Annotated in this window: 18 protein-coding genes; 15 read left to right on the plus strand and 3 right to left on the minus strand. The window is 68.4% G+C overall.

All coding sequences use genetic code 11. The features are described from left to right. Positions 1-15 precede the first annotated feature (15 nt). The 7 genes from TX88_RS16440 (at position 16) to TX88_RS34265 (ending at position 6,747) form a co-directional block, all read left to right on the plus strand. A complete protein-coding gene (locus TX88_RS16440; protein ID WP_044518209.1) occupies positions 16-1,848 on the plus strand; it encodes a DUF2207 domain-containing protein in 1,833 nt (610 codons plus the stop codon). After that, positions 1,842-2,378 (plus strand): LemA family protein, encoded by a 537-nt coding sequence (locus tag TX88_RS16445; RefSeq protein WP_044518210.1) that lies wholly within the window; start codon positions 1,842-1,844, stop codon positions 2,376-2,378. Before TX88_RS16440 ends, TX88_RS16445 begins: the two co-directional genes overlap by 7 nt. A gap of 33 nt (positions 2,379-2,411) precedes the next feature. Beyond that, positions 2,412-3,341 carry a methionyl-tRNA formyltransferase gene (fmt, locus tag TX88_RS16450; RefSeq protein WP_044518211.1) on the plus strand — a complete coding sequence of 310 codons (930 nt, stop codon included), beginning with the start codon at positions 2,412-2,414 and terminating at the stop codon, positions 3,339-3,341. Continuing rightward, positions 3,338-4,756, plus strand: a complete 1,419-nt coding sequence (locus TX88_RS16455) for an RsmB/NOP family class I SAM-dependent RNA methyltransferase (RefSeq protein WP_044518212.1) — start codon at positions 3,338-3,340, stop codon at positions 4,754-4,756. Before fmt ends, TX88_RS16455 begins: the two co-directional genes overlap by 4 nt. A 5-nt stretch (positions 4,757-4,761) precedes the next feature. Further along, positions 4,762-5,439 carry a ribulose-phosphate 3-epimerase gene (rpe, locus tag TX88_RS16460; protein ID WP_044519478.1) on the plus strand — a complete coding sequence of 226 codons (678 nt, stop codon included), beginning with the start codon at positions 4,762-4,764 and terminating at the stop codon, positions 5,437-5,439. Then, a complete protein-coding gene (ribD, locus tag TX88_RS16465; RefSeq protein ID WP_044518213.1) occupies positions 5,436-6,437 on the plus strand; it encodes a bifunctional diaminohydroxyphosphoribosylaminopyrimidine deaminase/5-amino-6-(5-phosphoribosylamino)uracil reductase RibD in 1,002 nt (333 codons plus the stop codon). Before rpe ends, ribD begins: the two co-directional genes overlap by 4 nt. A 154-nt stretch (positions 6,438-6,591) precedes the next feature. Then, positions 6,592-6,747: a hypothetical protein gene (locus TX88_RS34265; protein WP_162563151.1), complete on the plus strand. Its 156-nt coding sequence runs from the start codon at positions 6,592-6,594 to the stop codon at positions 6,745-6,747. 5 nt (positions 6,748-6,752) lie between these two features. On the opposite strand, the gene TX88_RS16470 is transcribed toward TX88_RS34265, so the two are convergent. Beyond that, positions 6,753-8,426 (minus strand): MFS transporter, encoded by a 1,674-nt coding sequence (locus TX88_RS16470; protein WP_044518214.1) that lies wholly within the window; start codon positions 8,424-8,426, stop codon positions 6,753-6,755. Beyond that, positions 8,426-9,145, minus strand: a complete 720-nt coding sequence (locus TX88_RS16475) for an LppX_LprAFG lipoprotein (protein WP_044518215.1) — start codon at positions 9,143-9,145, stop codon at positions 8,426-8,428. The genes TX88_RS16470 and TX88_RS16475 overlap by 1 nt, the downstream gene beginning before the upstream one ends. Before the next feature lie 73 nt (positions 9,146-9,218). Here TX88_RS16475 and TX88_RS16480 point away from each other — a divergent pair, with 73 nt between their 5' ends. From TX88_RS16480 to TX88_RS16495, 4 genes are all read left to right on the plus strand, one after another. Beyond that, positions 9,219-9,818, plus strand: coding sequence for a riboflavin synthase (locus TX88_RS16480; RefSeq protein ID WP_044518217.1), 600 nt, complete (start codon positions 9,219-9,221; stop codon positions 9,816-9,818). A 98-nt stretch (positions 9,819-9,916) separates the two neighbouring features. After that, on the plus strand, positions 9,917-11,245 hold the full coding sequence (locus tag TX88_RS16485; RefSeq protein ID WP_044518219.1) for a bifunctional 3,4-dihydroxy-2-butanone-4-phosphate synthase/GTP cyclohydrolase II: 1,329 nt from the start codon (positions 9,917-9,919) through the stop codon (positions 11,243-11,245). After that, on the plus strand, positions 11,242-11,721 hold the full coding sequence (gene ribH / locus TX88_RS16490) for a 6,7-dimethyl-8-ribityllumazine synthase (RefSeq protein ID WP_044518221.1): 480 nt from the start codon (positions 11,242-11,244) through the stop codon (positions 11,719-11,721). The genes TX88_RS16485 and ribH overlap by 4 nt, the downstream gene beginning before the upstream one ends. A 7-nt stretch (positions 11,722-11,728) precedes the next feature. Continuing rightward, positions 11,729-12,181, plus strand: coding sequence for a PH domain-containing protein (locus TX88_RS16495; protein WP_044518223.1), 453 nt, complete (start codon positions 11,729-11,731; stop codon positions 12,179-12,181). A 10-nt stretch (positions 12,182-12,191) separates the two neighbouring features. Here the strand turns inward: TX88_RS16495 and ggt are convergent, their stop codons facing one another. Then, positions 12,192-14,249, minus strand: a complete 2,058-nt coding sequence (gene ggt / locus TX88_RS16500; protein WP_209446993.1) for a gamma-glutamyltransferase — start codon at positions 14,247-14,249, stop codon at positions 12,192-12,194. Positions 14,250-14,299: 50 nt separating this feature from the next. Between ggt and uvrC the strand changes: the two genes are divergently transcribed. Genes uvrC through whiA form a run of 4 tightly spaced genes read left to right on the plus strand, consistent with a single transcriptional unit; the run spans position 14,300 to position 19,380 of the window. Then, positions 14,300-16,399 (plus strand): excinuclease ABC subunit UvrC, encoded by a 2,100-nt coding sequence (uvrC, locus tag TX88_RS16505; protein WP_044518224.1) that lies wholly within the window; start codon positions 14,300-14,302, stop codon positions 16,397-16,399. 37 nt (positions 16,400-16,436) lie between these two features. Next, positions 16,437-17,351 carry an RNase adapter RapZ gene (gene rapZ / locus TX88_RS16510; protein ID WP_044518226.1) on the plus strand — a complete coding sequence of 305 codons (915 nt, stop codon included), beginning with the start codon at positions 16,437-16,439 and terminating at the stop codon, positions 17,349-17,351. Beyond that, complete coding sequence (yvcK, locus tag TX88_RS16515; protein WP_044518229.1) at positions 17,348-18,406, plus strand: uridine diphosphate-N-acetylglucosamine-binding protein YvcK; 1,059 nt, start codon at positions 17,348-17,350, stop codon at positions 18,404-18,406. Before rapZ ends, yvcK begins: the two co-directional genes overlap by 4 nt. Beyond that, complete coding sequence (gene whiA / locus TX88_RS16520) at positions 18,403-19,380, plus strand: DNA-binding protein WhiA (protein WP_084622016.1); 978 nt, start codon at positions 18,403-18,405, stop codon at positions 19,378-19,380. The genes yvcK and whiA overlap by 4 nt, the downstream gene beginning before the upstream one ends. Positions 19,381-19,385 lie beyond the last annotated feature (5 nt).

Genomic DNA, 19,385 nt, shown 5'->3' on the forward strand with positions numbered 1-19,385 from the left:
AATCAGGAGGCTGCGATGCGCCGGGTGTGGTCGTGGTTGTTTACGTTGGCGCTCATCGCCTTTGGCCTGCTCTGGCCGCTGGTGTTCACCGGCGGGTCAGGGTCGGGTGCCGGCGTGGGTCCCGCCGATCCGGTGGTGATCACCGACTACCGGGCCGATTTCACCGTCGACGCCGACGGACGGATGACCGCCGTGGAGACCATCACCGGCGATTTCCCCAGCGGCAGGCACGGGATCTTCCGCTACTGGGACGTGGCGAATCAGAACAATGCCCGCGTCCGGCAGGTACCCGAGATCACGTCGATCACCCTCGACGGGGCCCCGGTGCCCTACCAACTGTTGTGGGAGAGCGGTAAGCGGTTCCAGGTGGCCAAGATCGGCGACCCCGCCACCACCCTGGACTGGGGCAGCCACGTCTTCGAGCTCCGCTACATCATCGACGGCGTCCTCGATCCGGGCACGGTCGGTGTCAACCGTCAGTTCGCCGCGAACACCGGCAGCCCCGATGCGCGATCGGCCTTCTACTGGAACGTCGTCGCACCGGCGTGGAACAACACGATCGAACGGGCCGACATCTCCGTCACCCTGCCCGCCGAGATCACCGGAGCCGGTTGCAGTGTCGGATTCGGTGTCGGCAGCGCCTGCACGGACCTGCGCACCGACGGCAACACCGCGCGGCTGGTGGCGACCGGCCTGGAGCCACACACCCCGGTGACGTTGCGCGCGGGCGTCGACGTGGCCACACCGCCGCAGACCACCCTGCCGTGGCCGTACGCCTGGGACAGGATCCTCGGCCGGTCCATGACCGCACTGGTCTGGGTCACCCTGCTGACCGCCGGGATGGGACTTCTCGCCTACAACTGGGCGCGGACCACCGTCGAACCACCACCGGGATTTCCCGTGCAGTACGCCCCACCGGACGGGCTCGGGCCGGTGCAGACCGAATTCATCCGCACCGAAACCGTCCCCACGAACGGCCTGAGCGCGACGCTGTTCCACCTCGCCGAGCGTGGCCTGGTGGAGCTGCGGCAGGTCAGTGACAAACACTGGAAGATCAAGGGTCTCGCGAAGCCGGCAGAGTGGGCCGACGTCGATCCGGTCGGCATCGATGTGGGTGCTGCGCTGAAGGTGATGTCGGTGGGTGCCGAGTTCTCCGCCAAGAACACCGCGACATCGGGCAAGAAGCTGACCAAGGCCAAAGCCGACATGGCTGTGGCCGTTCGCAAATGGGCCTTCGACGGCGGCTTCATGGTCAAGCGCCGCAAGGAGCTGTGGATCCGCGTCGCCAACGTAGCGGCGTTCTTCGCCGCACTGGCGGGCTTCTGGCTTTGGTTCGGAATCCCGATGACCGTGTGGGGGTTGCCCTTCGCGGCGTTCTTCCTGTGCTCGTTGCGTGGCTGGTCGGGTGGGGTAGGGACCCGCCGGACTCCCGCGGGCCGGGAATTGTGGTCGCGGGCAGAGGGATTTCACCGCCTGCTGTCCACCGATTCCGCCGAGACCAGGTTCGACTTCGCCGCGCGCAAAGACCTCTATCTGGCCTACATCCCGTTCGCGGTGGCCGGTGGTGCCGCCGCGCTGTGGGCCAAGAAATACCAGGACACCATGGGGGCTGTTGCGCCCCAACCGGATTGGTACAACTCGTCGTCGTCCTCGTCGGACAGCAGTCATGGGTTGACCGGCGGATCCGGCGGTGCGGACTTCGACACCTTCGAATCGGCACTATCGTCATCGATCGGGGCGTACACCGCCTCCCAGTCGTCGTCCTCCTCATCGTCGGGCGGCGGATCGTCGTCGTCCGGCGGAGGCGGCGGTGGTGGCGGCGGAGGGGGAGGAGGCGGATCGTGGTGAGCCTGCTGCTGGTCGTGGTGCTGGTACTCGCGGTGGCGGTACTGGTGGGCTTCGTCGTCGGCTACAACAAGCTGCGGGCGGCCGACGTGCACGTCGCCGAGGCGTTGAGCGGCATCGACGTCGAGCTGACCCGCCGTGCGGCGCTGATCCCGGCGTTGGTGCAGACCGTGGCGACGTTCGCCACACACGAGACGGCGGTCCTCGGCCGGGTCAGCAGTGCCCAGGCGGCGCTGACCTCGGCGACCGGCGGAGACTCAGTGGTACGGCGCAGCGCTGCCGAACGTGATCTCGACTCGGCGCTGAGCGGGGTGTTGGCGCTGGGATCGTCCTACCCCCAACTCAATTCGTCGAACAACTTCCTGAACTTGCAGGAGAACCTGGCCGACACCGAGAACAAGCTGGCGTTCGCCCGGCAGTACTACAACGACGCTGTGGCCACCCTGAACCGGCTGGTCGGAACGATCCCGTGGGTGTATCTCGCCCCGCTGGCCGGGGTGTCCGAGCGGGAGTATTACCAGGCGCCGCATTAGGGAAGCTGCGGGCCGGATACCTAGACTGGATCGGTGCGCCTTGTCTTTGCCGGAACCCCAGAACCCGCCCTCCCGTCGTTGCAGCGGCTGATCGACTCGCCCCGTCACGACGTGGTCGCGGTCCTGACCCGGCCCGACGCCGCCGCCGGGCGGCGCGGCAAACCCGAACCGTCACCGGTCGCGAAGCTGGCACTCGAGCACGACATACCGGTCCTACGGCCGGCCAAGCCCAACTCCGACGAATTCATCGCCGAGCTGTCCGAGCTGGCACCGGAGTGCTGTGCCGTGGTCGCCTATGGCGCCCTGCTGAGTGAACGGCTGCTCGCGGTGCCCAAACACGGCTGGATCAACCTGCACTTCTCGTTGCTGCCTGCCTGGCGCGGGGCGGCGCCGGTGCAGGCCTCCCTGGCCGCCGGTGACGAGGTGACCGGGGCCACGACCTTCCTGATCGAACCGGCACTCGACTCCGGGCCGGTCTACGGCGTGGTCACCGAGCGGGTGCGTGACACCGACACGGCGGGCGAACTACTTGGGCGGCTTGCTGATTCGGGTGCGGCGCTGCTGGAGTCCACGCTGGACGGCGTCGCCGAGGGAGCGCTGACGGCGGTGCCCCAGCCGGCCGACGGGGTCAGCCTGGCGCCCAAGATCACCGTGGAGTCGGCCCGCGTGCGCTGGGACCTGCCGGCCCACGTCATCGACCGGCAGATCCGTGCGGTCACCCCGAATCCGGGGGCCTGGACGATGATCGGGGACCTGCGCGTCAAGGTCGGCCCGGTCGCGGTGGAACAGTCGGAAGATTCGTTGGCGCCCGGCGAAATCCGTGTCGAACGCATTGCCGTGTTGGTCGGTACGGGTTCGCAGCCGGTACGGCTGGGGCAGATCCAGCCGCCCGGCAAAAAACTCATGAACGCTGCCGACTGGGCCCGCGGCGCGCGGTTGGAGGACTCGGTGCGCGCATCATGAGCAATACGCCGAACCGGCCGAACCGGCCCAACCGGCCCAACCGGGCACCGCAACGCAACCGTCCGCAACGGCGCACCCCGCTGGATCCCGCCCGCCGGGCGGCGTTCGATGTGCTGCGCGCCGTATCGGAGCGGGACTCCTACGCCAACCTGGCCTTGCCTGCACTGCTGCGGGAACGGGGGATCGAGGGACGCGACGCGGCCTTCGCCACCGAGCTGACCTACGGCGCCTGCCGGACGAAGGGGCTGCTCGACGCGGTCATCGCCGCGGCGGCCGGGCGCCCGACCGACCGGATCGATCCGGTACTGCTCGACCTGTTGCGGTTGGGCGCCTACCAGCTGCTGCGCACGCGGGTCGAGCCGCACGCCGCGGTGTCCACCACCGTCGAGCAGGCCGGGATCGAATTCGACTCGGTCCGAGCCGGTTTCGTCAACGGCGTGCTGCGGACGATCTCCCGGAGCACCGAGCAGGAATGGATGGAACAGCTGGCACCGCCGGCGGCCACCGATCCGGTCGGGCACGCCGCGTTCCTGCATGCCCACCCGCGGTGGATCGCCCAGGCTTTCACCGATGCGCTCGGGGCTCGGGCCGGTGAACTCGACGCCCTGCTGACCAGTGACGACGAACGTCCGGTGGTCCACCTGGCGGCACGGCCCACCGCACTGACCGCGGCCGAGCTGGCCGCACAGTCCGATGGCACCGTGGGCCGCTACTCGCCCTACGCGGTGTACCTGCCCGGTGGTGACCCCGGACAGTTGGCGGCCGTGCGCGACGGTGCTGCCCAGGTGCAGGACGAGGGCAGCCAGCTGGTGGCCCGAGCGCTGACCCTGGCCGAACTCGACGGCCCGGACAACGGTCGCTGGCTGGACCTGTGTGCGGGACCGGGCGGTAAGACCGCACTGCTGGCCGCCATCGGTGCGCCCTCGGGTGCCCGGGTCACCGCGGTCGAGCCCACGCCGCGCCGTGCCGATCTGGTCGAGGAGAACACGCGGGGTCTCTACGTCGACGTGCGCCGTGTGGACGGCCGGGAATCCGGGCTGGAGCCCGGCTTCGACCGGGTCCTGGTCGATGCACCCTGCACCGGGTTGGGAGCGCTGCGCCGACGCCCCGAGGCCCGTTGGCGTCGGCAGCCCGGCGATGTCCCCGGGCTGGCGAAACTCCAGCGTGAACTGCTTGCCGCGGCCATTTCGCTGACCCGCCCCGGCGGCGTGGTCCTCTACGCGACCTGCTCGCCGCACCTGGCCGAGACGGTCGGGGTGGTGGCCGACGCGGTGCGCCGGCATTCCGTGACCCAGCTGGACGCCCGGGAGTTGTTTGCCCCGGCCGACGACCTCGGTGACGGACCGCACGTCCAGCTGTGGCCGCACCGGCACGGGACCGATGCGATGTTCGCCGCCGCGCTGAAAGTAGGGTGATCGCCATGGCAGAACCCCTGATCGCCCCGTCCATCCTGTCCGCCGACTTCGCGCGGCTGTCCGATGAGGTCGCCGCGGTCGCCGGGGCCGACTGGCTGCACGTCGACGTGATGGACAACCATTTCGTGCCCAACCTGACGCTGGGTCTGCCCGTGGTCGAGTCCCTGCTCAAGGCGACCGACATCCCGATGGACTGCCATCTGATGATCGACCAACCCGAGCGCTGGGCACCGCCGTACGCCGAGGCGGGCGCCTACAACGTCACGTTCCACGCCGAGGCCACCGACAACCCGATCGGGGTGGCGCGCGACATCCGCGCCGCCGGCGCCAAGGCCGGACTGTCGGTGAAGCCGGGCACCCCGTTGGAGCCGTATCTGGAGATCCTCAAGGAGTTCGACACCCTCCTGGTGATGTCGGTGGAGCCCGGCTTCGGTGGGCAGAAGTTCATCCCGGAGGTGCTCTCCAAGGTGAGCACCGTGCGCAGGCTGGTGGACTCCGGCGAGCTGACGATCGTCGTCGAGATCGACGGTGGCATCAATGCCGACACCATCGAGCAGGCAGCCGAGGCCGGCGTGGACTGCTTCGTCGCCGGCTCGGCGGTGTACAGCGCGGCCGATCCGGCCGCCGCGGTGAAGTCCCTGCGTCAGCAGGCGGCGAGCGCCTCGAGACACCTGACGCTATGACGCCCGAGGCCGCAATGCGGCTGGCCATCGAGCAAGCCGAACAGGTCAAGGGCTCGACCTACCCGAACCCGCCGGTCGGCGCGGTGATCCTGGACAGTGACGGGCAGATCGCCGGTGTCGGCGGGACGCAACCTGTCGGAGGCCCGCACGCCGAGGTGATGGCATTGCGGGCGGCGGGGGACCGTGCCAAGGGTGGCACCGCCGTGGTCACCCTGGAACCGTGCAATCACCACGGTCGCACCCCGCCGTGTGTGGATGCGCTTCTGGCATCAGGGATTTCGGCTGTCACCTTCGCGGTGTCCGATCCCAACCCGGCGGCGGAAGGCGGGGCGCAGCGGCTCGCCGAGGCCGGCGTCACGGTCAGCGCCGGGGTGCTGGCGGGCGAGGTCGAAAAGGGACCGCTGCGCGAGTGGCTGCACAAGCAGCGCACCGGATTGCCGCATGTCACATGGAAATTCGCGACGAGTGTGGACGGCCGCAGCGCCGCCGCCGACGGTTCCAGCCAGTGGATCACGAGTGAGGCCGCCCGCGCGGACGTCCATCGCAAGCGGGCCGCGGCTGACGCGATCGTGGTGGGTACCGGGACCGTGTTCGTCGACGACCCGACGTTGACGGCGCGCCGGGCCGACGGTTCGCTGACCAGTCATCAGCCTCTGCGGGTCGTGGTGGGTATGCGCGAGGTGTCGCCGGACGCCAAGGTGCTCAACGACGATTCGCACACGATGCTGATCCGTACGCATGATCCGCACGAGGTGATGCGGTCGCTGGGCGACCGGACCGACGTGCTTCTGGAGGGTGGACCGACCCTGGCCGGAGCGTTCCTGCGGGCAGGAGTGGTCAACCGGATCTTGGCCTATGTGGCGCCGATACTGCTGGGCGGGCCGATAACTGCGGTCGATGACATCGGGGTGCCGAGCATCACGCACGCGCAGCGGTGGGGGTTCGACGGCATCACCGCCATCGGGCCGGATGTTCGCCTGAGTCTGGTACCTAACTGATAGTGGGCTCGCAGTAGGTAGCCAGCTGTAGTTAGGGTGACCTAAGTTACGCTCGTGAAATGCCGGGCATTGTCGGTCATGATCGGTACACTCGTACCAAAGCGCGTTCGCTGCCGAATGTGCGCCGGGTGAACACGAGCAAAGGACGCGCGCAATGACTGCACTGCAGGACTGGCTCCCCATGACGCCATGGACTCCCCGCACGATCCGGGCACTGGTGCGCGCTCCGCTACGCCTCGTGTTGCCCGGCCGGCCCGATGAGGCCGACCGGGCGCCACGTTTGCTGAGCCCCGGAGTCGAACGCTGCTGAGCCGATCAACTCGATCGATGGCGTCCCGGCGGTTGATCGGTGCCCTGGACTGCCTGGTCGGCTGACTGGACCGGCAGGACCTCTGTTGGCAGGTACAGCTGCCCCGTCGACGCGTCATCACTCTCACCGGCGCGCGGGTCCTCGGGAGGACCGGCAGGTTCGTCGACGTGGACGTGCCGTGCGGCGATCAGCAGGCCGAGCACCGCACCCACCACACAGACGATCGCGGTGATCCCGAAGATGTCGCCGTACATCGACACGTAGGCCTCGCGATAGCGCACCGCTTGCGATGCCAACCGCTCCTGCAGCGACATCTGGCCCGTGTTGGCCGCGGCCGACAAGGTGGACAGGTGCTGGTTGAACCGGTACAGGCCCCAGGCCGACAGGCCCGCCATGCCGATCAGCATGCCGATCATCCGGGCGACCACCACGAAGGCCGAGGCGATGCCGTGCTGTGCGGCAGGCACCACCCGCAACGTGGCCGAGGTGAGCGGAGCGATCACCAGGCCGAGTCCCAGTCCGACGATCGCCAGATCGGTGTCCAGGACCGGCAGCTTGAACAGGCCCAGGTCGTGGACGGCGTCGAGCACGTCGATCGACCACTGGGTGATCAGCCAGAACCCGCCGGCCGCGATCATCAGGCCGACGAACGTGATGATGCGATCCCCGACCCGGGTGGCGATCCAGCCACCGATCAGCGCGCCGATCGGCAGTGCCCCCAGGAACCACAGCAGCAGGAAGGCAGTCTCGTACTTGTCCTTTCCGAGCACGCCCTGACCGAACAGTTCGACGTTGACCAGCGTGACCATCAGTGCGGCGCCGGTGCACAACGAGGCGGCAAGCGCGGCCAGGAACGGCAGGAACTTCACGCCCGCGGGTTCGATCAGCCGGGTGCGGGCGAACTTCTCCCACACGAAGAACCCCACGGCCGCCACCAGCGCACCGATCAGCAGCGGTGGGCCCCACTCGGGGAGCACCTGCTTGCCGTCGGGTTCCGGGTTGTAGAGGCCGACGACGGCCAGGCCCAACGCGATCGCCAGCAGGATGCCGCCGACGACGTCGACCTTCTCGGGATGGTCGCTCGGATCCTTGCCCGGCAGGCTGAAATGGATCATCACCATGGCGATGAGCGCCAGCGGCACATTGATCCAGAACACCGCTTGCCAGTGATGGAACACCGCGACAGCGCCGATGCCGTACAGCGGGCCCAGCACGCTGCCGAACTCCTGGGCAGCGCCGACGCCGCCGAGCACCGCGGCCCGGTTACGTGCGGCCCACAGATCGGCGGCCAGCGCCAGCGTCACGGGAAGTAGCGCGCCGCTGGCGGTGCCCTGCACCACGCGGCCGATGACCAGCATGGTCAGGTCGCTCGACAGCGCGGTGATCACCGAGCCGATGGCGAAGCCGGCCAGGCCGACCTGGATCAGCATCTTGCGCCCGAACCGGTCCGAGGCCCGGCCCAGCAGCGGCATCGCCGCGATGTAGCCCAGCAGGTAACCCGTGATGATCGGTGTGACCTGCTGGATCTTGTTGATCGCGATACCGACGTCGGACATGATGTCGGTCATGATCGTGACCACGACATAGGTGTCGAGGGCACCGAGCAGCACGGCAAGACTGCCCGCGCTGATCGCGATGTGGCGGTTGCGGCCGGACCTCACCGACTGCGCGGTCGACATCAGGAAGCGGGCTTGGTGACGGTGACCTGCTTGCCCCAGTCAGACAGGGTCATGGTGACGCTGTTTCCGGGCGTGGGTTCAAGCTTGGCCTGCAGCAGGGTGTGGTTCCCGTCCTCGGTGATCCAGGCGGTTCCCGGGACCGGGCCCTCGGCCTTGAGCTGCGGGGCGATCTTGTTGACCGCGTCGGCGCTGACGGTGCCGGTCACCCGGACCGCCTCCGTGCCGCCGACGGACTCACGGCCGTCGGCCTTGGGGTCGCTGAAGTTCGCCAGCACGTTGGCCAGGCCGTTGTCGGGGTTCAGGATCGCCGAGATGTCGTAGATGTTCGTGGCGGGCCCGTAGTTGGACAGCGGGTCGCCCGGGGTCAGCGCCGCGTACAGATCGCCGCCGGCCACCACGAACTTCGCGTCGGCCAGCTTCTGGCCCGCGAACAGCAGGTCGGCGGTGCCTTCGGCAGCCACCTCGGGTGTGTTGGTCAGGTCACCGTCGAGCTTCTCCACGGGAAGACCCTTGATGGTGCCCTGCACGGTGAGCAGCAGATGCACGCTCTGCTGGGCCTTGGTGCTGGCCGAGGACTCCTGCAGTAGCTGGGCGGCGTCGGGCAGCGGGGCGTTCGACTTCTCCGAGGACGAAGACGACGAGCAGCCGGCCACGAGGGCGGCCGCTGCGAAGAGAATTGCGAGTAAGGACTGGACTGCGAAGCGTGGGCGCGTCTGCATTACTGCATCGTAGAGGCTCGCGGCAGCCGGGCGTTTTCTCCAACTCGTACTCGGTCCGAATAGTCTGGTCGGCGTGTTCACCGGAATCGTTGAAGAGCTGGGTGTCCTGGTCGACAAGGCGGAGCTGACGGATGCCGCCCGATTCACCATCCGCGGCCCCGTGGTCACCGCCGACGCCGGTCACGGCGACTCGATCGCCGTGAACGGGGTCTGTCTGACCGTGGTGGACGTGCTGCCCGACGGAGCGTTCACCGCCGACGTCATGGGGGAGACGCTGAACCGGTCGAGCCTGGGTGGGGTCGGGGTGGGCAGCCAGGTCAACCTGGAGCGGGCCGCCGCGGTCAACAGCCGCCTCGGCGGCCACATCGTGCAGGGCCACGTGGACGGCACCGGCACTGTGATCTCCCGCACGCCTTTCGATCACTGGGAAGTGGTCCGCATCGGCCTGCCCGCCGCGCTGTCGCGCTATGTCGTCGAGAAGGGCTCGATCACCGTCGACGGGGTGTCGTTGACGGTGTCCGCGGTGGGTGACGACTGGTTCGAGGTGTCGCTGATCCCCACCACGCGTGAGCTCACCACGCTGGGTCAGGCGGACGTCGGGACGACGGTCAATCTGGAGGTGGACATCATCGCCAAATACGTGGAACGGCTGATGGCCGGGCCCGGTGAGTAAGAGCTGGCAATAACCGCTGGATTTCGGTGGTTCATACTGGAGTCGGCGATTGGTCCCGCATTGGGGGACCTGTCATTAGAACAGGCAAGGTGGCGCAGATGACCAGGCTCGATTCCGTCGAGAGGGCGATAGCCGATATCGCGGCGGGCAAAGCCGTGGTGGTGATCGACGACGAGGATCGCGAGAACGAGGGCGATCTCATCTTCGCTGCCGAGAAGGCCACCCCCGAACTCGTGGCGTTCATGGTGCGCTACACCTCCGGCTACCTGTGTGTGCCGCTGGACGGCGAGATCTGCGACCGGCTGGGCCTGCTGCCGATGTACGCGGTCAACCAGGACAAGCACGGCACTGCCTACACCGTCACGGTGGACGCGAAAAAGGATGTGGGAACCGGTATTTCGGCTTCCGACCGGGCGACCACGATGCGTACGCTCGCCGATCCGTCCGCCGTCGCCGACGACTTCACCAAGCCCGGCCACGTGGTTCCGCTGCGGGCCAAGGACGGTGGCGTGCTGCGCCGTCCCGGACACACCGAGGCCGCCGTGGACCTGGCCCGGCTGGCCGGGCTGCAGCCCGCCGGCGCGATCTGCGAGATCGTCAGCCAGAAGGACGAAGGCGACATGGCGCGCACCGATGAGCTGCGCGTCTTCGCCGACGATCACGACCTGGCGCTGATCTCGATCGCCGACCTGATCGAGTGGCGCCGCAAGCACGAGAAGCACATCGAGCGCATCGCCGAGGCGCGGATCCCGACCCGGCACGGCGAGTTCGTGGCAGTCGGTTACAAGAGCATCTACGAGGACGTCGAGCATGTCGCGCTGGTTCGCGGCGACGTCTCCGGTCCGGCCAGCGACGGTCACGACGTCCTGGTCCGGGTCCACTCCGAATGCCTGACCGGTGACGTGTTCGGCTCCCGGCGTTGTGACTGCGGCCCGCAGCTGGACGCCGCGATGGCCATGGTGGCCCGTGAAGGCCGCGGCGTGGTGCTCTACATGCGCGGGCACGAGGGCCGCGGCATCGGTCTGATGCACAAGCTGCAGGCGTACCAGTTGCAGGACGCCGGCGAGGACACCGTCGACGCGAATCTGAAACTCGGTCTGCCTGCCGACGCACGCGACTACGGAATCGGCGCGCAGATCCTGGTCGACCTGGGTATCCGATCGATGCGGCTGCTGACCAACAACCCGGCCAAGCGGGTGGGCCTGGACGGCTACGGGCTGCACATCATCGAGCGGGTACCGCTGCCGGTGCGGGCGAATTCGGAGAACATCCGCTACCTGATGACCAAGCGGGACCGGATGGGCCACGACCTCGTCGGCCTCGAAGACTACGACGAAGCGGTGAGCATGGACGACTACGACGAGGCGGTGTACCTGCTCGGTGACCGCCGGCCGCCCAGTGCCACCGATTCGGGTTCGACCCTGTGAGCGGGCACGGAGTCCCTGATCTGCCCCAGGTGGACGCGTCGAATGTGAAGCTGGCGATCGTGGCCAGCACCTGGCACACCCAGATCTGCGATGCGCTGCTGGACGGCGCGCGCAAGGTCGCCGCCGACGCCGGCATAGCCGAGCCGACGGTGGTGCGCGTGCTCGGGGCCATCGAAATCCCCGTGGTGGCACAGGCATTGGCCGCCACCCATGACGCAGTGGTGGCGCTGGGTGTGGTGATCCGTGGCCAGACGCCGCATTTCGACTACGTGTGTGACGCGGTGACGCAGGGCTTGACCCGGGTCTCGCTCGATGCGTCCACTCCGGTCGCCAACGGTGTGCTCACCACGGACAACGAGGCCCAGGCACTTGATCGTGCCGGTCTCCCGGATTCCACCGAGGACAAGGGCGCCCAGGCGGCGGCAGCGGCCCTGACCACCGCGCTGACCCTGCGGGAACTACGCGCCAAGGCGTGACCGAGAGATGACTGCAGAAACCTGGGATATAGACATCCGGCCTTACCGGACACCGTATTTCGCCTACGGTGCGGCGCTGATCATCTTCCTGGCGCACGTTGCGGTCGGCGTGTTGCTGAAGGTCGGGTCCACCGGCGTGGTCTTCCAGACCTCCGATCAGGTGGCAATCGCCTTGCTGGGAGCCATCATCGGCGGCGTCGTGCTGTTGTTCGCGCGGCCGCGGCTGCGGGTCGGCCCGTCGGGTGTGGCCGTCCGGAATCTGATCAGTTTCAAGGTGATTCCCTGGTCCGAGGCCCTCAGTGTGTCGTTCCCGGTCGGCGCCCGCTGGGCCCGGTTGAACCTGCCCGACGACGAGTACATCCCGCTGATGGCGATCCAGGCGATCGACAAGGACCGTGCGGTCAAGGCGATGGACGAGGTCCGGGACCTGATCGACCGCTACCGCTCAAATCTCGTCTGACACCGCAGGATCAGCCGGCATCGCCCAGCACCAGGCCCTCGCGGCGTGGGTCGGCTCCGCCGATCCAGCCCGACGGAGTTCGCACCAGGGCTGAGAGCCCACTGGACTGATCGGCCAGCGACACCTGATGGCCGAGTGCCCGCAGGCCCTCGACCAGCTGATCACGGTCTCCGTTGGCGACCGTGTCGACCAACGGGTGCTCACCTCCGACGTTGGTCACGGGGGTGTTGGCCGCGCCGAAGTCGATCATCGACACCGCCTGTTGCGGATCCAGGTTCCAATCCATGATGCCGACAAGAGTTTTCACGACGTACTGGATGATCACCGAGCCGCCGGGGGAGCCGACGACCGCGTACAGGGGGCCCCGTTGCGGCCCCGTCTTGTCGAACACCAGCGTCGGCGCCATCGTGCTGCGGGGCCGCTTGCCGGGCTGAACCCGGTTGGGTACGGGATGGCCTTCGGCGCTGGTCGGCTCGGCGGAGAAGTCGGTGAGCTGGTTGTTGAGCAGGAATCCGTCGACCATGTGGAACGAACCGAAGGCGGACTCGATCGTGGTGGTCAGTGACGCCGCATTGCCGTGGCTGTCGATCACGCTGATCTGGCTGGTGCCGTGCTCGGGCGGCGGCGGGATGGTCATCGGCGGGGCGAAGTCCCCGGGCGCGGCGGTGCCCATCGTGTGGTTGCGCGATATAAGCGCGGCGCGGCCGGTCAGGTAGGCGCCGCCGAGCAGCGTCTCGGGCGACCCGCCGGGCAGCGGGACGAAATCGGTGTCGGCGACGTAGCGATCACGGTCGGCGTAGGCGAGGCGCTCGGCCTCCGAGATCAGGTGCACCCCGGTCACCGATGGGTGCCCGCCGTTGAGGTCGACGCGAACCGGCTTGTAATCGCTCATCGGGAAGTGCTCGAGGATGCCGAGGGTGGCGGCCACCGCGATGCCGCCCGACGACGGCGGTGGCATACCGCAGACCTCGCGACCGCGGTAGGTGGTGCACACGGGATCGCGGTGTTTGACGGTGTAGCCGGCGAGATCCTGTTCGGTCATGACGCTCGGTGTGCGGCCGCCGCTGATATCGGTCGCGGCCGCCACGACAGCGTGGGCGATGTCGCCGGTGTAGAAGGCCTGAGCCCCCTCGGATGCGATGGCGCCCAGGGTTTTCGCGTAGGCGGGGTTGGTCATGCGGGTGCCCACCGGCTTGGGGCTGCCGTCGGGGTTGAGGAAGTAGCCGGCGGCGGCGGGATCCAGCCGGAGCTGGGCGTCGGCGTCGTCGATGGCCGCGGCCAGGCGCGGGCTGACGTCGAACCCCTTGTCGGCCAGCGACACGGCCGGGTCGAAGAGGTCGCGCCAGGCCTTCTTGCCGTACTGGTGGTGCACGTCGTCGAGCAGCCGCACGATGCCCGGCACCCCGATCGAGCGGCCCGATGCCCGGGCGTCGGGTTTGGGGACGGTGCGGTCTGTCTCCGACACCCAGCGCAGGTAGTTCTCGGTCGCCGCGGCCGGTGCGGTCTCACGTCCGTCATAGGCGCGCACCGCGTTGCCTGCCGCGTCGTAGTAGAGCAGGAAGCCGCCGCCGCCGATCCCAGAGGACTGGGGCTCGACGAGACCGAGCACGGCCTGTGCGGTCACCAGTGCGTCGGCAGCCGTGCCGCCGTCGCGCAGCACCTTGCAGGCGGCTTCGGTGGCCAGTGGATTGGCGGTGGCCACCGCGTAGGTGGCGGTGCGGACGGCTGTCATGTCGCTGCGGTAGCCGGTGCCGATCTCGGGGTTGGTCGCGAGGTCGCGGGTCGTCGGCGGTGCCGACGGTTGGGCCGGGGTCGGCGGTGCCGACGGTTGGGCCGGGGTCGGCGGTGCCGACGGTTGGGCCGGGGTCGGCGGTGCCGACGGTTGGGCCGGGGGAGCCGGTGGCGGTGCTTGAGGAGGTTTGGGCGACGGGGTCCCGTTGGAAACGATCTGGCACGGGCCGGCATCGGTCCTCGCCGGGCGCCGACTGCCGTCGGAGCATCCGGCAAGGATCACTGCGACGACACTGAGCAGCGCGATGACCGAACGGGTGGACGCCAGCAACCGCACAGTTCGACGGTAGCGGAGTTCCGTCGGATCGCGGCAGTAACCTGGAAACCGTGCCCGATCCAGCGACGTACCGGCCGGCGCCCGGATCGATACCAGTGGAGCCGGGCGTGTACCGGTTCCGGGACCCGCACGGCCGGGTCATCTATGTCGGTAAAGCCAAGAGCCTGCGCAGCCGGCTGACGTCGTACTTCTCCGATATCGCGAGCCTGGCGCCGCGCACCCGGCAGATGGTGATGACGGCGGGCAGTGTCGAGTGGACCGTGGTCACCACCGAGGTCGAGGCACTCCAGCTGGAGTACAACTGGATCAAGGAATTCGATCCACGCTTCAACATCCGTTACCGCGACGACAAGACGTACCCGGTGCTGGCGGTCACGCTCAACGAGGAGTACCCGCGGTTGATGGTGTATCGCGGGCCCCGGCGCAAGGGGGTGCGGTACTTCGGCCCCTATTCGCATGCGTGGGCGATCCGGGAGACGCTCGACCTGCTGACCCGGGTGTTTCCCGCCAGAACATGTTCCGCGGGAGTGTTCAAGCGGCACAGGCAGATCGACCGTCCGTGCCTGCTCGGCTACATCGACAAGTGCTCGGCGCCGTGCATCGGCCGGGTCAGTGCCGAGGAACACCGGCGCATCGTGCTCGATTTCTGCGATTTCCTGTCGGGCAAGACCGACCGGTTGGCCCGCGACATGGAGCAGCAGATGATGGCGGCCGCCGAGGAGCTGGACTTCGAGCGGGCCGCCCGGCTGCGTGATGACATCGCCGCGCTCAAACGTGCGCTGGAGAAACAGGCCGTGGTGCTCGGCGACGGCACCGACGCTGACGTGGTGGCGTTCGCCGATGACGATCTCGAGGCGGCCGTGCAGGTGTTCCACGTACGTGGTGGCCGGGTGCGGGGTCAGCGAGGCTGGATCGTCGAGAAGTCCGGTGACCCAGAACAATCCGGTCAGGAGCATCTGGTCGAGCAGTTCCTCACCCAGTTCTACGGCGAGCAGGCCGAACTCGGCGGGGCGGCCGACGAGGCGACCAACCCGGTGCCGCGGGAGGTTCTGGTGCCGGTGCTGCCGCCGAATGCCGAACAGCTGGCGGCGTGGTTGTCGGGGCTTCGCGGTTCGCGGGTGAGCCTGCGGGTGCCGGTGCGCGGTGACAAACGCACGCTGGCCGAGACTGTCGCGCGCAATGCGCACGAGGCGCTGGCCCAGCACAAGCTCAAGCGGGCCGGCGACTTCAACGCGAGATCAGAAGCGCTGCAGAGCATTCAGGATTCGCTCGGCCTGGCCGATGCGCCGTTGCGGATCGAATGCGTGGACATCAGCCACGTGCAGGGCACCGATGTGGTCGCCTCGCTCGTGGTGTTCGAGGACGGTTTGCCGCGGAAGTCGGACTACCGGCACTATGCGATCCGTGAGGCTGCCGGCGAGGGACGTTCGGATGACGTCGCCTCGATCGCCGAGGTGACGCGACGCCGTTTTCTGCGGCACGTGAGCGATGTGCAGCCCGAGCCGGGCACCGAGCAGCGTCCGCGCCGGTTCGCCTATCCGCCCAACCTGTTCGTGGTGGACGGCGGTGCCCCGCAGGTCAACGCGGCGGCCGCGGTCCTCGACGAGCTCGGTGTCACCGACGTCGCGGTGATCGGGCTGGCCAAGCGACTCGAAGAGGTGTGGGTGCCTGCCGAGCCTGATCCGGTGATCTTCCCGCGCAACAGCGAAGGGCTGTATCTGTTGCAACGCGTGCGCGACGAGGCACACCGGTTCGCGATCAGCTACCACCGCAGCAAGCGGTCCAAGCGGATGACCGCGTCGGCACTCGACTCGGTGCGTGGTCTGGGCGAACAGCGGCGCAAGGCATTGGTGACGCATTTCGGCTCGGTGGCGCGGCTCAAGGACGCCACCGTGGAGGAGATCACCGCGGTGCCTGGGATCGGTGTGGCGACGGCGAAGGCCGTCCTGGCTGCGCTCGGCGGCGAGCCGCCAATCGAGCCCGGCGGCGAGCCGCCAATCGAGCCCAGCGGCGAGCCGCCGGTGGAGCCAACGAGCGCGCCGCCATCGGCCCACAGCGATGGCCCGCGAAGTGAGAACAGCGCCGGACTGGGCGATTCAGGGGCGCCCGCAACGGTTATCGAGGATGATCGAGGCAGGGTGTCGGGATGACGGGTAACGGGGACATGAGTAGCCAGGCGGATCGCGCATGAATGAACATCTGCGCGAGGGCGGCATCGTGGGTGGTGCGGACGCGGATTCGGGAATCGACGTGGTGCTGGTCACCGGCCTGTCCGGGGCGGGGCGCGGCACCGCGGCCAAGGTGTTGGAAGACCTCGGCTGGTATGTCGCCGACAACCTGCCGCCGGAGCTGATCGCCCGCATGGTCGAGTTGGGGCTGGCCGCCGGATCGCGGATCACCCAGCTGGCCGTGGTGATGGATGTGCGGTCGCGCGGCTTCACCGGTGATCTCGATTGGGTGCGCAACGAATTGGCGGCGCGCAGCATCACCCCGCGGGTTTTGTTTCTCGAGGCCTCCGATGACATCCTGGTGCGCCGCTATGAGCAGAACCGTCGCAGCCACCCGCTACAGGGCACGCAGACCCTGGCGGAGGGGATCGCGGCCGAACGGGCGTTGCTGGCCCCGGTGCGCGCGGCGGCCGATCTGGTGATCGACACGTCTGCGCTCCCGGTGCCTGCGTTGCGTGAGAGCATCGAGCGTGCGTTCGGCGGTGAGACCGTCGCGTATACGAATGTCACCGTGGAGTCGTTCGGCTACAAGTACGGCCTGCCGATGGACGCGGACACGGTGATGGATGTGCGGTTCCTGCCCAACCCGCATTGGGTCGACGAATTGCGGCCGCACAGCGGTCAACATCCGGATGTCCGTGACTACGTGCTGGGACAACCGGGGGCCCGAGAATTTCTCGACACCTACCATCGTCTGTTGGACGTGGTGATCGCCGGATACCGCCGGGAGGGGAAGCGCTATATGACCGTCGCCATCGGCTGTACTGGCGGCAAACACCGAAGCGTGGCGATTGCCGAGGCGCTGGCGGAGCGGTTGCAGGGCGGTGACGGGCTCACTGTGCATGTGCTGCACCGGGATCTGGGTCGCGAATGACCCCGCGCATCGTGGCCCTCGGTGGAGGGCATGGGTTGTACGCGACCTTGTCGGCGGCTCGACGGCTCAGCCCGCATGTGACGGCGGTGGTGACGGTTGCCGACGACGGTGGGTCGTCTGGTCGGCTGCGTAGCGAACTCGATGTGGTGCCGCCCGGTGACCTGCGAATGGCGTTGGCGGCCTTGGCCTCTGACAGCCCGCACGGCAGGCTCTGGGCGACCATCATCCAGCACCGGTTCGGTGGCAGCGGCGCGCTGGCCGGTCACCCGATCGGCAATCTGATCCTGGCGGGCCTCAGCGAGGTCCTGGCCGATCCGGTCGCCGCGCTCGACGAACTCGGGCGAATCCTGGGAGTGAAGGGCCGGGTGCTGCCGATGTGCCCGATCGCCCTGCAGATCGAGGCCGACGTCGCCGGCCTGGAGTCCGATCCCCGGATGAGCCGGGTGATCCGCGGTCAGGTGGCGATCGCCAGCACGGTGGGCAAGGTGCGCCGGGTGCGGTTGCTGCCCGGGGATCCGCCGGCCACCCGGCAGGCCGTCGAGGCCATCATGAGTGCCGATCTCGTGGTGCTCGGGCCGGGATCGTGGTTCACCAGTGTGATCCCGCACGTGTTGGTGCCTCAGTTGGCGGCGGCATTGCGGTCGACGACGGCCCGGCGTGCGCTGGTCTTGAATCTGGCGGCGGAGCCGGGTGAAACGGCGGGGTTCTCGGCCGAGCGTCACATCCATGTTCTGGCCCAGCATGCTCCGGACTTCAGCGTGCATGACATCATCGTCGATGCCAGCCGGGTGCCGAGCGACCGTGAACGGGAGCAACTCATCCGCACCGCCAACATCCTCAATGCCCGCGTTGAGTTTGCTGACGTGTCTCGACCTGGTACACCTTTACATGACCCGGCGAAGTTGGCCGCGGTGCTGGAGGGTGTCCGATTGCGCGCGATGGCGCCCAGGGCTGTGCAGGAGTCCACCGTTCCCACGCCCGCTGCGAGGTCGGTCGACGTGGCGCAGCAGGAGCCGGCGCCGAAAACACCGAGAGGGGACGATCCGTGGCGATGACAGCCGAGGTGAAAGACGAGCTGAGCCGCCTCGTAGTCAACTCGGTGAGTGCTCGCCGCGCGGAGGTGGCGTCCTTGTTGCGCTTTGCCGGCGGCCTGCACATCGTGGCAGGCCGGGTGGTGGTGGAAGCCGAGGTGGATCTCGGGATCATCGCGCGCCGCCTGCGCAAGGACATCTACGACCTGTACGGGTACAACGCCGTGGTGCACGTCCTGTCGGCCAGCGGCATCCGCAAGAACACCCGCTATGTCGTGCGGGTGGCTGCCGATGGGGAAGCCCTGGCCCGGCAGACGGGGCTGCTCGATCTTCGTGGACGCCCGGTGCGAGGCCTGCCCGCGCAGGTGGTCGGCGGCAGTGTCGGTGACGCGGAGGCCGCATGGCGTGGGGCGTTCCTCGCACACGGATCGTTGACCGAGCCCGGTCGGTCGTCCGCGCTCGAGGTCAGTTGTCCCGGTCCGGAGGCGGCCCTGGCTCTCGTCGGTGCGGCCAGGCGGCTCGGCGTCAGTGCCAAGGCCCGCGAGGTGCGAGGCGCTGACCGGGTGGTGGTGCGCGACGGCGAGGCCATCGGCGCCCTGCTGACCCGGATGGGTGCCCAGGACACGCGGCTGACGTGGGAGGAACGGCGCATGCGCCGCGAGGTCCGGGCCACGGCCAATCGCCTGGCCAATTTCGACGATGCCAACCTGCGCCGGTCGGCGCGTGCCGCGGTGGCCGCGGCTGCCCGGGTGGAGCGTGCGTTGGAAATCCTCGGTGACGGAGTGCCCGATCACCTCGCTGCGGCGGGCAAGCTGCGGGTCGAGCACCGGCAGGCGTCCCTGGAGGAGTTGGGCCGGCTCGCTGATCCGCCGATGACGAAAGATGCTGTGGCCGGCCGTATCCGGCGCCTGCTGTCGATGGCCGACCGCAAGGCCAAGCAGGAAGGGCTGCCCGACACCGAGTCGGCGGTGACCCCGGACCTGCTCGACGACGCCTGAGTCGC

This window comes from Mycolicibacterium septicum DSM 44393, assembly GCF_000455325.1.
Lineage (GTDB): Bacteria > Actinomycetota > Actinomycetes > Mycobacteriales > Mycobacteriaceae > Mycobacterium > Mycobacterium septicum.

Excerpts from the sequence above, each read along its gene's own strand:
- rapZ (WP_044518226.1), top strand. The coding sequence starts at position 16,437 with ATGAATGAACATCTGCGCGAGGGCGGCATCGTGGGTGGTGCGGACGCG.
- rpe (WP_044519478.1), top strand. The coding sequence starts at position 4,762 with ATGGCAGAACCCCTGATCGCCCCGTCCATCCTGTCCGCCGACTTCGCG.
- TX88_RS16485 (WP_044518219.1), top strand. The coding sequence starts at position 9,917 with ATGACCAGGCTCGATTCCGTCGAGAGGGCGATAGCCGATATCGCGGCG.
- ribD (WP_044518213.1), top strand. The coding sequence starts at position 5,436 with ATGACGCCCGAGGCCGCAATGCGGCTGGCCATCGAGCAAGCCGAACAG.
- TX88_RS16495 (WP_044518223.1), top strand. The coding sequence starts at position 11,729 with ATGACTGCAGAAACCTGGGATATAGACATCCGGCCTTACCGGACACCG.
- TX88_RS16470 (WP_044518214.1), bottom strand. The coding sequence starts at position 8,426 with ATGTCGACCGCGCAGTCGGTGAGGTCCGGCCGCAACCGCCACATCGCG.
- yvcK (WP_044518229.1), top strand. The coding sequence starts at position 17,348 with ATGACCCCGCGCATCGTGGCCCTCGGTGGAGGGCATGGGTTGTACGCG.
- TX88_RS16455 (WP_044518212.1), top strand. The coding sequence starts at position 3,338 with ATGAGCAATACGCCGAACCGGCCGAACCGGCCCAACCGGCCCAACCGG.
- TX88_RS16440 (WP_044518209.1), top strand. The coding sequence starts at position 16 with ATGCGCCGGGTGTGGTCGTGGTTGTTTACGTTGGCGCTCATCGCCTTT.
- whiA (WP_084622016.1), top strand. The coding sequence starts at position 18,403 with ATGACAGCCGAGGTGAAAGACGAGCTGAGCCGCCTCGTAGTCAACTCG.
- TX88_RS34265 (WP_162563151.1), top strand. The coding sequence starts at position 6,592 with ATGACTGCACTGCAGGACTGGCTCCCCATGACGCCATGGACTCCCCGC.
- TX88_RS16475 (WP_044518215.1), bottom strand. The coding sequence starts at position 9,145 with ATGCAGACGCGCCCACGCTTCGCAGTCCAGTCCTTACTCGCAATTCTC.